Source organism: Bosea sp. RAC05, assembly GCF_001713455.1.
In the GTDB taxonomy this organism is placed as follows: Bacteria; Pseudomonadota; Alphaproteobacteria; order Rhizobiales; family Beijerinckiaceae; genus Allobosea.
On record NZ_CP016464.1, the window covers coordinates 3,455,286 to 3,469,380 of the forward strand.

Annotated in this window: 14 protein-coding genes; 8 read left to right on the forward strand and 6 right to left on the reverse strand. The window is 67.4% G+C overall.

Annotated features, from left to right (window positions below):
- Window positions 1-29: 29 nt before the first annotated feature.
- Both BSY19_RS19850 and BSY19_RS19855 read right to left on the reverse strand, forming a co-directional pair.
- Window positions 30-788, reverse strand: coding sequence for a competence/damage-inducible protein A (locus BSY19_RS19850; RefSeq protein WP_069055641.1), 759 nt, complete (start codon window positions 786-788; stop codon window positions 30-32).
- Window positions 789-893: 105 nt separating this feature from the next.
- Window positions 894-1,772 carry an FkbM family methyltransferase gene (locus BSY19_RS19855; RefSeq protein WP_069055642.1) on the reverse strand — a complete coding sequence of 293 codons (879 nt, stop codon included), beginning with the start codon at window positions 1,770-1,772 and terminating at the stop codon, window positions 894-896.
- Between the two features lie 155 nt (window positions 1,773-1,927).
- Between BSY19_RS19855 and map the strand changes: the two genes are divergently transcribed.
- On the forward strand, window positions 1,928-2,752 hold the full coding sequence (gene map / locus BSY19_RS19860; protein ID WP_069055643.1) for a type I methionyl aminopeptidase: 825 nt from the start codon (window positions 1,928-1,930) through the stop codon (window positions 2,750-2,752).
- Window positions 2,753-2,764: 12 nt separating this feature from the next.
- On the opposite strand, the gene BSY19_RS19865 is transcribed toward map, so the two are convergent.
- The gene (locus BSY19_RS19865; RefSeq protein WP_150129676.1) at window positions 2,765-3,757 is read right to left on the reverse strand and encodes a hypothetical protein; all 993 of its coding nucleotides are present in this window, start codon (window positions 3,755-3,757) and stop codon (window positions 2,765-2,767) included.
- Between the two features lie 52 nt (window positions 3,758-3,809).
- On the opposite strand from BSY19_RS19865, the gene radC reads away from it, so the two are divergent.
- The 6 genes from radC (at window position 3,810) to BSY19_RS19895 (ending at window position 11,407) form a co-directional block, all read left to right on the forward strand.
- Window positions 3,810-4,520, forward strand: coding sequence for a RadC family protein (gene radC, locus BSY19_RS19870; RefSeq protein WP_236840413.1), 711 nt, complete (start codon window positions 3,810-3,812; stop codon window positions 4,518-4,520).
- A gap of 121 nt (window positions 4,521-4,641) precedes the next feature.
- Window positions 4,642-6,057: a circularly permuted type 2 ATP-grasp protein gene (locus tag BSY19_RS19875; RefSeq protein ID WP_069055646.1), complete on the forward strand. Its 1,416-nt coding sequence runs from the start codon at window positions 4,642-4,644 to the stop codon at window positions 6,055-6,057.
- 73 nt (window positions 6,058-6,130) lie between these two features.
- A complete protein-coding gene (locus BSY19_RS19880; protein WP_069057260.1) occupies window positions 6,131-7,072 on the forward strand; it encodes an alpha-E domain-containing protein in 942 nt (313 codons plus the stop codon).
- 319 nt (window positions 7,073-7,391) lie between these two features.
- Entirely contained in the window at window positions 7,392-8,219 is an 828-nt protein-coding gene (locus BSY19_RS19885) for a transglutaminase family protein (RefSeq protein ID WP_069055647.1), read from the forward strand.
- A 110-nt stretch (window positions 8,220-8,329) separates the two neighbouring features.
- A complete protein-coding gene (locus BSY19_RS19890) occupies window positions 8,330-9,079 on the forward strand; it encodes a proteasome-type protease (RefSeq protein WP_069057261.1) in 750 nt (249 codons plus the stop codon).
- A gap of 102 nt (window positions 9,080-9,181) precedes the next feature.
- The gene (locus BSY19_RS19895; protein WP_083247721.1) at window positions 9,182-11,407 is read left to right on the forward strand and encodes a putative bifunctional diguanylate cyclase/phosphodiesterase; all 2,226 of its coding nucleotides are present in this window, start codon (window positions 9,182-9,184) and stop codon (window positions 11,405-11,407) included.
- A 33-nt stretch (window positions 11,408-11,440) separates the two neighbouring features.
- Here BSY19_RS19895 and BSY19_RS19900 read toward each other — a convergent pair whose 3' ends face one another.
- Window positions 11,441-12,040 (reverse strand): exopolysaccharide biosynthesis protein, encoded by a 600-nt coding sequence (locus BSY19_RS19900; protein ID WP_069055649.1) that lies wholly within the window; start codon window positions 12,038-12,040, stop codon window positions 11,441-11,443.
- Window positions 12,041-12,119: 79 nt separating this feature from the next.
- Window positions 12,120-12,389, reverse strand: a complete 270-nt coding sequence (locus BSY19_RS19905; RefSeq protein ID WP_069055650.1) for an usg protein — start codon at window positions 12,387-12,389, stop codon at window positions 12,120-12,122.
- A 189-nt stretch (window positions 12,390-12,578) separates the two neighbouring features.
- On the opposite strand from BSY19_RS19905, the gene bcsS reads away from it, so the two are divergent.
- Window positions 12,579-13,304, forward strand: a complete 726-nt coding sequence (bcsS, locus tag BSY19_RS19910) for a cellulose biosynthesis protein BcsS (protein WP_069055651.1) — start codon at window positions 12,579-12,581, stop codon at window positions 13,302-13,304.
- A 22-nt stretch (window positions 13,305-13,326) separates the two neighbouring features.
- On the opposite strand, the gene BSY19_RS19915 is transcribed toward bcsS, so the two are convergent.
- A complete protein-coding gene (locus tag BSY19_RS19915; RefSeq protein WP_069055652.1) occupies window positions 13,327-14,061 on the reverse strand; it encodes an SDR family NAD(P)-dependent oxidoreductase in 735 nt (244 codons plus the stop codon).
- Window positions 14,062-14,095 lie beyond the last annotated feature (34 nt).

Sequence of the window (14,095 nt, forward strand, 5' to 3'; positions counted from 1 at the left end):
CACCGCTCGTCCCCGCAAAAGCCCTTGCGTCAGGCGCTCAGCTTCGCCTGCTCGGCTGCGATCATCGCCTTCACGGCCTCCATGGCGGTCGCCAGCGCGACGGGATCGCGCGAGCGCACCACGACATTGGTGTCCGGCCCGGTCTCCGAGAAGAACGGATAGGAGCCGATCGAGACGTCCGGATGAGCCTTGGCGACCTCGGCCAGCGCCGTGCCGATATCGCCCTCGCGCAGACCGGCGCGGACCGTGTCGGACAGGATCTTCACCCCGGTCTTCAGCGTCGGCGCGACGACGTCGAGCATGGCCTGCATGATCGAGGGCACGCCCGCCATCACATAGACATTGCCGATGGTGAAGCCTGGCGCCTTCGACACCGAATTGGCGATGAGATCGGCCCCGGCGGGAATCCGCGCCATCCGCAGCCGCGCCTCGTTGAGCTGGTCGGGCGGGAAGCGCTCGGCCAGCATCGCGATGGCGCGCGGGTCGTGGTCGATCGAGACGCCGAAGGCAGCCGCCACCGAATCGGCGGTGATGTCGTCATGGGTGGGGCCGATGCCGCCGGTGGTGAAGATGTAGGTGTAGCGCGCGCGCAGCGCGTTCAGCGCCGCGACGATCTCCTCCTGCACGTCCGGCACAACCCGGACCTCGCGCAGCTCGATGCCGATATTGGTCAGATACTCGGCGATGTAGCCGATGTTCTTGTCCTTGGTCCGGCCCGACAGGATCTCGTCGCCGATGACCAGGATCGCGGCCGTCACGCTGGCCGGGGAAGAGGTGGTCTCGCTCATGGTCGTTCCAGCTCCTGGCTGCGGCGCGAGGCGCGCTCCGCCTCCTGGCGCCGCTACTGCTAGGGCTTTGCCGGCGCCGGCTCAAGCGGCGCCTTCGCCGCGCCCTCAGCCGCCGATGACAGCCTCTTCGGCCGGCGTATGCGGGCGCTCGAAGACGAGATTGAGCCGCGTCTGCGCGCGCAGGGTATAGCCGCTGCGCTCCAGCAAAGCGGCGAGGTCGCTCTGCCAGCGCTGGCGCGAATCCTCGATGACGATCAGCCCCGGCCAGAGGCTCTGCGGCGCGTCGCGCAGGAAGGGTTCGAGGATCAGATCCTCCGCGCCCTCGACATCGAGCTTGATCGCGTCGAGACGCTCATAGCCCTCGTTCTGGACCAGCGCGAGCAGCGTCATCGCAGGAACCCGCACCGTGCTGCCGGCGCTCGAACGCAGGATGCGCACGCTCGATTCGCCGCGATTGGTCGGGTCGATAAACAGCGTCAGCTCGCCCGGCTTGTCGGCGAGCGCGCAGGCCACCGCCTTGACCGTGCCGAACGGGTTCTGCGCGATGTTGAAGGCCAGCCGCGCGAAGACCTCGGGCTGGGGCTCGACCGCGACGATGCGGGCGCTCGGCCCGGCCTTGGCCGCCACGAAGAGCGAATACGCCCCGATATTGGCGCCGATATCGATGAAGCGGAAACCGTCACGCAGGCGCGAGGCCAGGATCTCGCGCTCGACGGGGTCGAAATACTGCGGGGTGAACAGGACCCGCTTCTCGCAGACATTGCCGTCCGGATAGAGCCGCATGCGCGCGCCCAGCGACTCGATGTCGACCGGGCGCCCGGCGAGCGAACGCAGGCCGAGCCGGCGCAGGGCATAGGCGAACTTGCGGCCGAAGAAGCTGTCGGACGCACAGCGCGTCCAGGCGATGAGGCGCGACAAGCCGCGCGGCGGTGCGAAGGCGCCGTAAGGCTTGTCCTCCGCCTGTGAATGATCGATGCTGGCCATGCTGCCGCCTGATACACGCGCGGGGCCTGTGACGCCAGCCGGCGCGACACGCCGAGGGTCAAAGCGACGTGAAGACGACGGCACGCAGGGCCGAGCCGCCTTGCGCCGTCCGCCAAACGCAATAGATAGGCCCGGCGAGGAGTTGTCCGGCGAACATGACCTTTGACGAGACACTGGGCCGGTCGCGGCACCGCGAGCCGGCCATCAAGATTCACGGCGCGGACGCCTTCGCGGCCATGCACAAGGCCGGCCGTCTGACGGCCGAGGGCCTCGACATGCTCGGCTCCTACGTCAAGCCCGGCGTCACCACCCAGCGTCTCGACGACCTCGCCTTCCAGTTCGCGCGCGACAATGGCGCCTATCCCGCCACTCTGTTCTACCGCGGCTACACCAAGTCGATCTGCACCTCGATCAACCATGTCGTCTGCCATGGCATTCCCGACGACAAGCCGCTGCGCGACGGCGACATCCTGAACATCGACTACACGCTGATCGTCGATGGCTGGCACGGCGATTCGAGCCGGATGTACGGCGTCGGCGCGATCTCGCGGAAGGCCGAGCGCCTGGTCGAGATCACCTATGAGAGCCTCATGCGCGGCATCAAGGCGGTGCGCGCCGGCGCCACCACCGGCGATATCGGCTTCGCCATCCAGCGCTATGCCGAGGCCGAGCGCTGCTCGGTGGTCAGGGATTTCTGCGGCCACGGCGTCGGCCGCAATTTCCACGACGCCCCCAACATCCTGCATTACGGCTCGCCGGGCGAAGGCCCGCAGCTGAAGCCCGGGATGATCTTCACCATCGAGCCGATGATCAATCTCGGCAAGGCGGGGGTGAAGGTGCTCTCCGACGGTTGGACCGCGGTGACGCGGGACCGCTCGCTCTCGGCCCAGTTCGAGCACACGATCGGCGTGACCGAGACCGGCTGCGAGATCTTCACGCTCTCGCCGTCGGGACGGGACAACCCGCTGGCCGCCGGCTAAACCGGGCCGACCTCAGGAACTGATCGCCTGCTCGAAGGCAGCGGCGAAACGCTTGGTCGCGTTATCGCGCGCATGCAGTTCGTCGAACCACTCGTCGGCATGGGCCGACTTCCGGAGATCGACGTAGATGACGGCACCGTTGGACCCGTCGGCAAACTGCTTCAGCCGACTGTTGAAGGCATCGATCATCACCTTGATCACGGCCTTGCACAGCGGAGCCTTGTGGACCGGATCAAGCCCGCGAAAGGTCATCGCATTCCCGAGCCAGTGTCCGTTCTGCTGCGGGATCACATAGTCATAGCCGTGTATGACCAACTTCGTCTTCGGCGACTCGCGCACGACGATCTTCAGCAACGCCCGATAGTGCCCCATGACGCGGTCGAGCGCGTCCACGAACAGGTCGTTGATGTACCACGGCGCGTCGCTGGGAAGGGCGTGGCCGACATCGAATTGCCTCAGGAAGAGCTCGAGTTTGCCGCCGCCGACGATGTCGTTGCCACCGCCCGAAAACAGGAAATGCTTGAAGGCCTTGGTTCGCAACGGCTTCACGAACTGCTTGGCGGCAATCATGCCTTCGAGCGTGTCGCCCCATTGCGCCAGCGTGACGACCGCATGCCGCTCTCCCAGGAAATCGACCAGCGTTCGCGGATAGATGAAGGGAAGATCGAACCAGGAATCGCCCTCGGCGAGAATGGTGGCGCCAGCCTCGGCCGCAGCGATCGCCTCGCCGCTCGTAACGGCCTTTCGCGCGAAGAACGGGCCAGGCACGGCGTGGCGCAGGGCCGCGGAGCTGCGACCAATGTCTCGCGCCAGTGCGGACGCCAGAACACTGGCCGAGCCCCGCAGCGCGGTCACATTGACGGTCTTCGGATTAAACCGGACCGCCGGCTCGAACGGCGTGCCGGCCGAAACGTCCGGCAGGAAGTAGCGTCCGGCGGCTTCGGCTGTCAGCGTCCCGGCTTCGGCTTGGGCAAGCAACTGTGATAGTGAGAGCTTCACGACCATCTCAATCCCTCCGGATTGTGCTTTCCAACGATCAAATCAGACGCTGCGAAACGTGTCAAAAAGAAAGAATGCCGACGGAGAACACAACCAGGAGCCGCATTACCTCGGCCATCGCGAGCGGCTGCGCACCCGCTTCCAGGAGGCGGGCGCCGACACCCTGCCCGACTACGAACTGCTCGAACTGCTGCTCTTCCGCTCGATCCCGCAGCGCGACGTCAAGCCGCTCGCCAAGGAGCTGATCGCGCGCTTCGGCTCCTTCGCCGAGGTGCTCGGCGCGCCGGCGGCGCGGCTGACCGAGGTCAAGGGCATCGGCGAGGGCGTCGCGCTCGATCTGAAGGTGGTCGAGGCGGCCCTGCAGCGCATGGCCAGGGGCGCCGTCACGCGGCGCACCGTGCTGTCCTCCTGGTCGGCGGTGCTCGACTACTGCCGCACGACCATGGCCTTTGCCGAGCGCGAGCAGTTCCGTCTGCTCTTCCTCGACAAGAAGAACGCCGTCATCGCCGACGAGGTGCAGCAGACCGGCACGGTCGACCACACACCGGTCTACCCGCGCGAGGTCGTGAGGCGCGCCCTCGAACTCTCCGCCTCGGCGATCATCCTGGTCCACAACCACCCCTCGGGCGACCCGACGCCCTCGGCCGCCGACGTCAAGATGACCCGCGAACTCGTTGATATCGCAAAGCCCTTGGGCATCGCGATCCACGACCACGTCATCGTCGGCCGCGACGGCCATGCGAGCTTCCGCGGGCTGGGGCTGATCTGAAGCGCCCCCGTCCGGAGCCGCCTACGAAATGGGCAGCTCAGCCGAAGGGCTTGGCATCAGCCCCCTTTCCGAACGCGCGTGAATAGGCATAGGCTGGACCAAACGGGGGAAAGACGCCTGCATGGTCGCGTTCGATGAGATGACGGGGACGGAGGGCGATGTCCGGCAGGCCTATACGGCACTGGACCGCTGGCTGAAGGAAGCGCCGCCGGAGATGCTGGCGCTGCGGCGCAGCCAGGCCGAACTCTTCTTCCGACGCATCGGAATCACCTTCGCCGTCTATGGCGACGAGGAATCGACCGAGCGCCTGATTCCCTTCGACATCATTCCGCGCGTGCTGACCAAGCCGGAATGGACCAAGCTCGAGGCCGGCCTGCGCCAGCGCGTCACCGCACTCAACATGTTCCTGGCCGATGTCTACGGCCCCAGGGAATGCATCAAGGCCGGCATCATCCCGGCCGATCTGGTCTATCGCAACGCCTGCTACCAGCTCGAGATGGTCGATTTCCAGGTGCCGCACGGCATCTACTGCCACATCGCCGGCATCGACATCGTCCGCGTCGATGCCGACACCTTCTACGTGCTGGAGGACAATGCCCGCACCCCGTCCGGCGTCTCCTACATGATGGAGAACCGCGAGGTGATGCTGCGGCTCTTCCCGGAGCTCTTCGCCACGCATCGCGTCGCGCCGGTCGACAACTATCCCGACCAGCTGCTGGCGACGCTGCGCTCGGTCGCGCCGCGCTCCTCCTCCGCCGACCCCAACATCTGCCTGCTGACGCCCGGCCAGTACAACTCGGCCTTCTACGAGCACTCCTTCCTCGCCGACAAGCTCGGCGTCGAGCTGGTCGAGGGCTCGGACCTGCTGGTCAAGGACGACGTGGTCTATATGCGGACCACGCAGGGTCCCAAGCGCGTCGACGTGATCTACCGGCGCATCGACGACGAATTCATCGACCCGCTCGTCTTCCGCAGCGACTCGGTGCTCGGCGTGCCCGGGCTGATCGGCGCCTACAAGGCCGGCAACGTCACGCTCGCCAACGCGGTCGGCACCGGCGTCGCCGACGACAAGGCGGTCTACAGCTACATGCCCGAGATCGTGAAGTTCTTCACCGGCGAGGAGCCGATCCTGAAGAACGTACCGACCTGGCGCTGCCGCGAGCCCGAAGCCAACGCCTATGTGCTCGACAATCTCGAGCAGCTGGTCGTCAAGGAGGTCAACGGCTCGGGCGGCTACGGCATGCTCGTCGGCCCCCACGCCAACAAGGCTCAGCTCGAAACCTTCCGCCGCAAGCTCAAGGCCCAGCCGGAGGGTTTCATCGCCCAGCCGACGCTGGCGCTCTCCACCTGCCCGACCTTCGTGGCGTCGGGCGTGGCGCCGCGCCATGTCGATCTGCGGCCCTATGTGCTGTCGGGCGCTAACGGCATCTCCTGCGTGCCGGGCGGCCTGACCCGCGTCGCCCTCAAGGAAGGCTCCCTCGTCGTCAACTCCAGCCAGGGCGGCGGCACCAAGGATACCTGGGTGCTCGATGCCTGATCTCGGCACCGGCTCCCTGTTCCAACGATCTGTCGACCCCTCCCGCCTCGTCGCCAAAAGGCCCGATCTGACTATGCTCTCGCGCACCGCCGACAGCCTCTACTGGGTCTCCCGCTACGTCGAGCGGGCGGAATACCTCGCCCGCATCCTCGACGCGACGATGCGGCTGTCCAACCTGCCCTCCTCCTATGGCGGCGCCGGCAGCGAGTGGCAGAGCGCGGTCGCCACCGCCGGCTGCGACGAGGCCTTCGCCAAGGCCTATGGCGAGGCCAATGAGCGCAATGTCTGCGACTTCCTGACCTTCAACCCCGACAACCCCTCCTCGATCCGCAACTGCCTGGCGCTCGCCCGCTCCAATGCGCGCGGGGTCCGCACGGCGCTGACCTCGGAGATGTGGGATGCGCTCAACGGCGCCTGGCTCGAGCTGCAGCGCTTCGAGAAGAAGCGCATGGACCGCGAGGAGTTCGCCCGCTTCCTCGACTGGGTGAAGAACGTCTCGCTCGTCTTCGACGGCTCGGCCTACCGCACCATGCTGCGCGACGACGGCTACTGGTTCTCGCGGCTCGGCGTCTATGTCGAGCGGGCCGACAACACCGCCCGCATTCTCGACGTGAAATACCATGTGCTGCTGCCGGCCAACGAGCAGGTCGGCGGGTCGCTCGACTATTTCCAGTGGACCACCGTGCTGCGCGAGGTCTCGGCGCTCACCGCCTATCACTGGGTCTATCGCGAGGCCGTGAAGCCGCTGCTGATCGCCGACCTTCTGATCCTCAACCGGCGCATGCCGCGCTCGCTGGCCGCCTGCTACGAGAACATCTCGCGCTTCCTCGACCTGCTCGGCGATTCCTATGGCCGCCAGGGCCCGGCCCAGCGGCAGGCGCGCAAGACGCTCGCCAATCTCTCGAGCACCAGCATCGACGACGTCTTCCAGCACGGGCTGCACGAGTTCATCGAGGACTTCATCACCGAGAACAACCGGCTCGGCGGCACCATTTTCGAGCAGTACCTGCAGTGACCCTATACATTACGTCCCTGTTCATCTCGGTATCAACGCCGACATTAGCCAGCGACGTTTACACGTTGTATAGAAACTCACCTGCAGACAGTTCAATGCGCGCTCACATAGCAACATTCGATGCAGATGAGAAAAATCCCTACAATCAAGAAAACTGCTGGCTGACACAGCGCCTATTTGCTCAGCAGAATGGCGCCCAAGTAAGATTCTGGTGCGAGAAGGGGCGCTTCCGTCAATAGCAGCCTATGGTTAGGCCGCCTGACTTCAGCTATGAGATACATCACAAACGTCAGCAGATATTTAGATTGAACGCGGAACGATGCGGATCAGGATTTCTCACGCGATCAGCTACGTCTATGCCGAGCCGGCGCGGCATATCACGCAGATCCTGCGGCTGACCCCGCGCGACCATGACGGCCAGCACGTCATGTCCTGGCGCATCGAGCCGACCATCGACGGGCGACTGCGCGCGACGCAGGACCCCTTCGGCAACATCGTCCACACCTTCTCGGCCGACGGACCGATCGCCGACATGGCGATCCAGGTCGAGGGGCTGATCGAGACCACCGATCTCGCCGGCATCGTCCGCGGCGTCACCGAGCGCGTGCCGGTCGAGGTCTTCCGCCGCGACACATTGCTGACGATGCCCGATGCGGCGCTCACCGCCTTCGCGGAGGACGTCACCCGCGCCGCCGAAACGCCGCTGTCGAAGATGCATGCGCTGATGGAGGCGCTGCACGAGACCCTGCCCTGCATCGAGACTGGGCAGCGCACCGGCCTCGGCGCCGCGGCCGCCTTCGCCGCCGGGGAGAGCATCCCGCAGGACATGGCCCATGTCTTCATGACCTGCGCGCGCCATCTCGACGTCCCGGCCCGCTACGTCTCCGGCTATGTCGCCCAGTCCGACACCCTGCCCCATGCCAACGGCGCCCATGCCTGGGCCGAGGTCCATCTCGACGACTATGGCTGGATCGGCTTCGACCCCGCCAACGGCCTGTGCCCGATCGACACCCATGTCCGCGTCGCCGCCGGGCTCGATTTCGCGGATGCGGCACCCGTGCGCGGGGCGCGCAAGGGCGGCGACGGCGAGGCGCTCGCCGTGCGCGTCAGCGCCCGCAACGCCGACGGGCGCGCCGCGAACCAGTAGCCGTTCCGCCCCCCGGGACCGCGCCCCCGGCCGCAGCGGCATGGCTGGCGGGGCGCCCGGCGATGTGCGACGACAGCGCCACCCGCTTTCGCCAGACCAGGATCGATCCCTTGACCTATTGCGCCGGAATCCTCGTTCAGGACGGGCTCGTCATGATCGCCGATACCCGCACCAATGCGGGGCTCGACGACATCTCGACCTTCCGCAAGCTGCATGTCTTCTCCTGGCCGGGCGACCGCACCTTCGGGCTGATGACCGCCGGCAACCTCTCGGTCACGCAGTCCGTGGTCAGCCTGCTGCACGAGGGCCTGCCCAATCCCGAAACCGGCGAGAGCGACACCCTGCAGGGCGTGACCTCGATGTTCCGGGCCGCCCAGCTCGTCGGCCGCGCCATCCGCCATGTCCGGGCCGAGGACGGCCCGGCGCTGAAGGAAGCCGGCGTGAAATTCGACGTCACGATGCTGTTCGGCGGGCAGATCAGGGGACAGCCGATGCGGCTGTTCATGATCTATGGCGCCGGCAACTTCATCGAATGCGGCATGGATGCGCCCTTCCTGCAGATCGGCGAGCACAAATACGGCAAGCCGATCCTCGACCGCGCCATCACCTACAGGACCCATCTCTACGACGCGCTCAAGGTCGGGTTGATCTCGATGGACTCGACGATGCGCTCCAATCTCGGCGTCGGCCTGCCGATCGACCTCATGGTCATGCGGCGCGATGCGGACGAACCCGAGCTGACCCGCCGCATCGAGGCCGGCGAGCCCTATTTCCACGATCTGCGCGAGCGCTGGTCGGCGGCCCTGCGCGCGGCGCACACCGCGATCCCCAGACCGCCCTACGAACCCAAGAAGGATTGAGAAAGAGCCTCGCAGATAGCTCGACGATGCTCAGATACGTCAACGGGATATCAAGATATCCCTGCGAAGGTTCGGCTCAACTTGGCCGCTCCAGGACCTCTGATGTCGTCGCCTTCCGTGGGGAAACTGACCAACGCCGACGCATCCGCCCGGATGCTGAAGAGTTCGGTCGCGACGCTGGGCTGCGCCTTCGCGATGGTGATCGCCGCCGCCGTCGCCGTCGTGCTCGCAATCACCAGCGACGCCAACCGCCTCGAGGCCGAGCGCCAGCGCGACCGGATCGATGCCGCCATCGAGAGCCAGGTTCGCCTGCGCGAGCTGCGCTTCCAGAGCCTCGCCGCCGCCGGTGACCTGCAGACGCCCTTCGCGGGACCCGATCCGCTGGCGGCCATGCAGGCCGCGCTGATGCGCCTCGGCAGCCGCTTCCTTGAATTCGACGGAGCCTATATCGTCTCCGCTTCCGGCATCGTCTTCGCCGGCATCGAGGGCGACAGCCCGTCGGGCCAGGTCGGCTATGACGGGCTGAAGCATTTCAGCCCCGCTCTGCCGGGTGGCTCGAAGACGGCGCCGGCCCTGCGCAGGCTCCCCGACATGCGCGGCGGACCGGGCATGACGGCCTGGTCGATGACCCATGACGGCTTCGACACCGTCAGCGTGATGGTGATGGATGTCCCGGCGCGCCAGGGCTCTCTGGTGCAACTGCTGGGGCCGCTCAAGATCGTCGGCTACCGCCGCGTCACCTCGACCATGCTCGCCGAACTGTCGCACCGCTACCGGGTCGCCAACATCCGCATCGTCAGCGAGATGCCGGCCGATCCGCTGTCTCGGCGCGCGATCCCCGCGCCCGACGGCGGCGTCCGCGCCTGGCTGAGCTGGACGCCCGAGCGGCCGGGCGACGCGATGCTGCGCCAGTTCGTCTGGGCGCTGGCGGGCGTTGGCCTTCTCTTCGGCTGCATCTTCGCCTTCGTCGTGCAGAGGCTGCGCGGCGCGGCCCAGCAGATCGCGCTCCGCGAAAGCCAGATCCAGCGCCTTGCCGGACAGGACGAGCTGTCGCTGCTGCCGAACCGGCGCACCTTCGACCTCAGGCTGGACCAGGAACTCGCCCATCTCGGCCGGACCGGCAAGGGCCTGGCGGTGCTGCTGATCGACCTCGATCGCTTCAAGGCGGTCAATGACACCTATGGCCACACCGCCGGCGACGAGCTGATCCGGCAGGTCGCCCAGCGGCTCTCGCGCGTGGTCAGGAGCGGCGACACCGTCGCGCGCATCGGCGGCGACGAATTCGGCATCATCCAGACGCATGCCAGCTTCCCGGCCGGCTGCGCCGCGCTGGGCGAGCGCATTCTGGAGGCCCTCACCGAGCCCTTCATCATCATGGGCGTGGCGACGACGATCGGCTGCTCGATCGGCATCGCACTCGCCCCCGAGGACGCCACGGACCGCGAAGCCCTGCTGCGGCTGGCCGACACCGCGCTCTACCAGTCGAAGAACGGCGGTCGCAACCGCTACTCCTTCTTCGAGGCGCAGATGAACCGCACGCTGGCGCTCAAGCGCATGGTCGAGGAGGATCTGCGCCGCGCCATCGAGAACGACGAGCTGCTGCTGCATTACCAGCCACAGGTTTCCGTCGACGGCGCCACCATCGTCGGCGTCGAGGCGCTGGTGCGCTGGAACCACCCCGAGCACGGCATGGTGCCGCCCTCCGAATTCATCGGCATCGCCGAGGAGCGCGGCCTGATCGTGCCGCTGAGCGAATGGGTTCTGCGTCAGGCCTGCAAGGAGGCGAAGCGCTGGGACGGCATCCGCCTCGCCGTCAACGTCTCGCCGATCCAGTTCCGCCACAAGGACTTCGTCGCCAACGTCATCCGCGTGCTCGACGAGACGGGCTTCGATCCCAGCCGGCTCGAGCTCGAACTGACCGAAGGCGTGGTCGTCGACGATGCCGATGCCGCCGAGGCCGCGATGATGGACCTGCGCGCCCATGGGGTTTGCCTGGCGCTGGACGATTTCGGCACCGGCTATTCGAGCCTGATCTATCTGCGCCGCTTTGCCTTCGACAAGATCAAGATCGACCGCTCCTTCCTCGAATACATGGAAACGACGGGCGAATCCGCGATCCTCGTCCATTCGATCGCCCATCTCGGCCGCGCGCTCGGCCTGCGGGTCTGCGCCGAGGGCGTCGAGACCGCCGAGCAGCACCGCTTCCTGCAGGCCATCGGCTGCCACGAGCTGCAGGGTTTCCTGTTCTCCAAGGGCGTGCCGGCCGACGAGATCGACGCCCTCCTCACCCGCGAGAAGCCCTTCGCCACCGTGCTGGCCGCCGCCTGAGGGAAAAGCGCCGCTCCCGCAGTGCGAGCGGGGTCAGAAGAACAGCCCGTGGATCCCGCTGAAGATCGCGTAGGCGAAACCGGCGCTCAGCACGAGGCCGACGGCGCCGAACGCCGCTCCCGCGAGGATCAGCAGGCCGTCGCGCTCGACCAGGCCGAGCCCGACCAGACAGACCGCGAGGCCGAGCGGGATCTGCCCGATGAAGGGGGCGGCAACGACGAGCCCGAGCGCCAGCACCAGGATCAGGAGGCCGATCACGGGGATGGCATAGCGGCTGCCCAGCACCGTCAGCCTCGGCCGCGAGATCCGCTCCAGCCGGACCAGCAGCGGCACCGCCCGGTCCACCGCCCGGGTCAGCACCGGCTTGCCGATGCTGCGCGAGAGCAGCGCCGGCGGCAGCCAGGGGATGACGCGGCCGGTCAGCATCTGAATGGCGACGAAGATCAGGACCAGCCCGCAGACCAGCGGGATCGGCGGCGGCATCGGCAGGCAGTTGGGCAGGCCGAGCAGCACGACGAGCAGCGCGTAGGCGCGGTCCTTTAGCGCCGCGACGATCGAGCCGACCGCGATGCGGTCTCCCGGCAGCGCCGCCAGCGCCGTCAGGATCCCGGAGGTGCGTAGGGGTGATGACAAGAGACCGGGCCGGGCCGTGGCAGGACCAGCGGCCTAGCACGCGGCGCGCGCCGGCAACAAGCGGCGCCGACGCGCGCGCTCAATGCAAGGTCAGCACGCCATTGACGTTGACGATCTCGGCGGGGCGGATCAGCCGCGAATGAGCGACCGTCACCGAATGCAGCGGTCCCTCCAGTTCGCGCGCCCAGAAATCGAGAAAGTCGTGCAGAACCGGAAAGCGCGGCGCGAGATCGTAGTTCTGCCAGATATAACTCTGCAGCACATGGCGGTGATCGGGCATGTGGTACAGGATCGTCGCCGTCGTCAGACCATATCCCGCCAATTGGCGCATGAAGTCCGTCGTGATCATCTGCCTCTCCCCTCGTCGGTGAACGGTGAAAGCTGAGCCGGATCCGATCCCGAGGCTGCGCGCGCTTGGTTAATAAAGACTTGCAAGTCCAGGTTGCAGCTGCTGCAATCATCGCGGCGGCGCCCGTCGGGGCGCGCCCGACCGGGATGTGCGTGCGTGGCGTATGGAGGGTCGATCGCGGGGAGCGCGATGCTGGCCGCCGTCCTGACGGCGGCTCCGGCCGGAAGCGCTTTCGCCCAGGAGGCCGAGACCGAAGCGGAGGCCGAGGAGCGCGCTGCCCTCGCCACCGTCCTGTTCGGCTCGCTCGAGGCCGGCCCGGCCAAGACCTTCGTCTCGCTCGGCCTGAAGACCGCGCTGACCGGCGCCCTCGCCGGCAGCGGCGTGCGCGCGCTGCTCAAGGTCGGCGGCGCCCAGGAGCAGGCGCGGCGCGAGCGCCCGCACGGCCTTGCCTACAAGACCGAGTCGCAGGCGCTGATCGGCTATGAATGGCGCATCGGGGACGCGTTCCTGTCGCTCTACGCCGGCTCGGACCATGAGGGCGAGTACCGCGAATGGCGCAACGGCATCCTCTACCGCAACCGCTACGGCGCCAGACTCCAGGGCGACCTCTGGATGACGCCGATGCCGGGCATGATGCTGCACGCCAGCGCCTATGCCTCGACGCTCGACCACAGGCGCTGGGGCCGCGCCGCGCCCGGCTGGCTGTTGCCGAGGGGCTGGCTGTCGCAGGATGTCTATGCCGGGCCGGAGGTCGAGGCCTACCGCGCCGGCGACTACACCAAGCTCAGGCTCGGCCTGCACCTGACGGGCTTGCGCCTCTTCGGCGTCGTCTGGCGCCTCTCGGGTGGCTGGCAACGCACGAGCGACCGCCCGTCCGAAGCCTATGCCACGCTCGGCGTCCACTGGCTGCGCTGAGGCACGCCCCGCCTCGCGGCCGTCAGCCCTTCGTCCGCAACGTCGAGCGCCCGCCATCCACCCCGACGATCTGGCCGGTGATCCAGGACGCCTCGTCGCTCACGAGCAGGGCGGCGAGCGGCGCGATATCCTCCGGCTCGCCGAGCCGCTGCAGCGGGTGCAGATCCGCGATCGCCTTCGCCATCGCCTCGTTGCCGGTGAGCGCGGCGGCGAGCGGGGTGCGCGTCAGCGACGGCGCGATGCAGTTCACCCGGATGCGCGGCGCCAGCTCGGCCGCGAGCGCCAGCGTCAGCCCCTCGATGGCGCCCTTCGCCATCGCGACCGAGGCATGCGCCGCGAAGCCCTGGGCGACCGCCACCGTCGAGAACAGCACGATCCCGGCCGTCCCCTGCGCCTGCTTGAGATGCGGCAGGGCGGCTTGAATCGCTTTCACAGCGCCAAGCGCGTTGACGCTGAAATCCTTGAGGAAATCGGCCTCTGTCAGGCGCGCGACCGGCTTCAGGTTGATGGTGCCGACGGCATAGACCAACCCCTTCAGCGCGCCGCCGCCCGAAGCCTCCTGCGTCGCCCGGGCAAAGGTCTCGGTCTCGCCGACATCGCCGGCCGTGAAACCGCAGCCGAGTTCGCCGGCCAGAGCCTCGAGCCGGGCGGCGTCGCGACCGACCAGATGCACGCCGAGCCCCTTGGCCCGGACGGCGCGCGCCACGGCGGAGCCGATGCCGCCGCTGCCGCCATAGATCAGGATCGTGTCGCTCATGCCGCTGCTCCAGAAGACTCGTCGCAGCGTATAC

What these genes read in the sequence shown, in the direction of transcription:
- BSY19_RS19850 (WP_069055641.1), bottom strand. Translation starts at nt 788, where the DNA reads ATGAGCGAGACCACCTCTTCCCCGGCCAGCGTGACGGCCGCGATCCTG.
- BSY19_RS19855 (WP_069055642.1), bottom strand. Translation starts at nt 1,772, where the DNA reads ATGGCCAGCATCGATCATTCACAGGCGGAGGACAAGCCTTACGGCGCC.
- map (WP_069055643.1), top strand. Translation starts at nt 1,928, where the DNA reads ATGACCTTTGACGAGACACTGGGCCGGTCGCGGCACCGCGAGCCGGCC.
- BSY19_RS19865 (WP_150129676.1), bottom strand. Translation starts at nt 3,757, where the DNA reads ATGGTCGTGAAGCTCTCACTATCACAGTTGCTTGCCCAAGCCGAAGCC.
- BSY19_RS19875 (WP_069055646.1), top strand. Translation starts at nt 4,642, where the DNA reads ATGGTCGCGTTCGATGAGATGACGGGGACGGAGGGCGATGTCCGGCAG.
- BSY19_RS19880 (WP_069057260.1), top strand. Translation starts at nt 6,131, where the DNA reads ATGCTCTCGCGCACCGCCGACAGCCTCTACTGGGTCTCCCGCTACGTC.
- BSY19_RS19885 (WP_069055647.1), top strand. Translation starts at nt 7,392, where the DNA reads ATGCGGATCAGGATTTCTCACGCGATCAGCTACGTCTATGCCGAGCCG.
- BSY19_RS19895 (WP_083247721.1), top strand. Translation starts at nt 9,182, where the DNA reads ATGTCGTCGCCTTCCGTGGGGAAACTGACCAACGCCGACGCATCCGCC.
- BSY19_RS19905 (WP_069055650.1), bottom strand. Translation starts at nt 12,389, where the DNA reads ATGATCACGACGGACTTCATGCGCCAATTGGCGGGATATGGTCTGACG.
- bcsS (WP_069055651.1), top strand. Translation starts at nt 12,579, where the DNA reads ATGCTGGCCGCCGTCCTGACGGCGGCTCCGGCCGGAAGCGCTTTCGCC.
- BSY19_RS19915 (WP_069055652.1), bottom strand. Translation starts at nt 14,061, where the DNA reads ATGAGCGACACGATCCTGATCTATGGCGGCAGCGGCGGCATCGGCTCC.